Origin of the sequence: Myxococcus sp. AM010, from assembly GCF_013372585.1 — a bacterium.
GTDB lineage: Bacteria > Myxococcota > Myxococcia > Myxococcales > Myxococcaceae > Myxococcus > Myxococcus vastator.
On record NZ_JABXEO010000205.1, the window covers coordinates 1 to 1,305 of the forward strand.

The 1,305-nt window shown below is 70.9% G+C and carries 1 protein-coding gene and 1 pseudogene; both read right to left on the reverse strand.

Annotated elements, in window-relative coordinates; translation table 11 throughout:
• Positions 1 to 154, reverse strand: a pseudogene (locus HV826_RS37790) (peptide ABC transporter ATP-binding protein); the annotation flags it as partial.
• Positions 151 to 1,167 carry a general secretion pathway protein GspE gene (locus tag HV826_RS36315; protein ID WP_176421567.1) on the reverse strand — a complete coding sequence of 339 codons (1,017 nt, stop codon included), beginning with the start codon at positions 1,165 to 1,167 and terminating at the stop codon, positions 151 to 153. The gene HV826_RS36315 and the pseudogene HV826_RS37790, both read right to left, overlap by 4 nt.
• Positions 1,168 to 1,305: the final 138 nt, after the last annotated feature.

Here is a 1,305-nt window from a genome sequence, read left to right on the forward strand (position 1 = left end):
GAGACACCACCACCCCCAGCGTTCCCCCCGGGGGCAGCGCGAAGGACACGTCGTCCACCGCGCGCACCGGCCCCGCTTCCAGCGCCAGCTCCGTGGTCAGCCCGCGGACGTCGAGCAACAGCTCCTGCCCCGCGGGCGTCACGGCGGCCGTCACTTCTGGGCCAGCTCCTCCAGGAACTCCCCTTCCTGGATGACGCCCTTGCGGATGAGCAGGCGGATGAGGCTGGCCACCATGCGCGCCGGCTTCACCTTCTCCGTGTCCAGCGAGGCGTCCTCGCCGCGGGAGATGCGCTCGATGTCGTCCAGGATGGACAGGTCCTCGTCGGAGAACTGAGGCGTGGGCGTGAGCGGCACCGACGGACGCGAGCCCTGCGCCGCACCGCCGAACACCACCACCGGCACGCGCGGCCGGCCCTCCGCTCCGTCCGCCTCCGCGTCGGGAGGAGGAGGCGGCGGCGGCCTCACCGGGGCCGAGGCCTTCCGGCCGAGCAGGTCATCCAGCGCGTCCACGCCGGCCTCGCTGTCGGTGGCTTCCGGCGGCGGCGGTGGCGGCGAGGCCGGGCCTCGGGGCGAGGGGGGACGGGCAGCGGGCGACGGAGAAGGCGGTACGGGCTTGGACACGGGCTTCGGAGCCTCCGGGAAATCCCATTCGAGCGGCGCGCCAGCGGCCACGGGCGGAGGCGGCGCACCGTCCTCGTCCTCCAGGGCCACTGCTTCCACGATGTCCAGCGGCTCACCCCGGGCCCGCGCCAGCGCGGCGTCCAGGTCGTCCGAAGCCGCCACGAAGACACGCATCTGCTTGCGGAGCTGGAAGCGCAGCTCGTCCACGAGCGTCACGTCCGCCGGGTCATCCACCGCGACGAGGATGCGCTCGCTGCGGCCTTCCACTTCCATCCGGAACGGCACGATGCGGTGCTCGGACTGGAAGTCCACGGACACCAAGCTCACGACGTTCGCCGGAATCTCCTCCGGCAGCGCCACGAAGGGCAGCGCGTGCTGGGCGGACAGGGCCTGCGCGATATGCGTGGGCGTGCAAAGCCCTTGCGCCACCAGCACCTCACCCAGGCGCTGGCCACCGAATGCACCCCGACGTCCCAATGCCACGCGGACCTGCTCCTCCGTCACGACGCCGGCCTCGACGAGCAGCTCACCAATCTTCTTGCGCATGGAGGACTACCGCTTGACCTTCGCGAGGTACTCCTCGCGGCTGAACACACCCTTCTCGATGAGCAGCTCGACCATCGCCTTGAGGGCGGCGACTTCCTTGCGCTGCACTTCTTCCACGTCTGTCTCTTATACCCATCT

Excerpts from the sequence above, each read along its gene's own strand:
- HV826_RS36315 (WP_176421567.1), bottom strand. The coding sequence starts at position 1,167 with ATGCGCAAGAAGATTGGTGAGCTGCTCGTCGAGGCCGGCGTCGTGACG.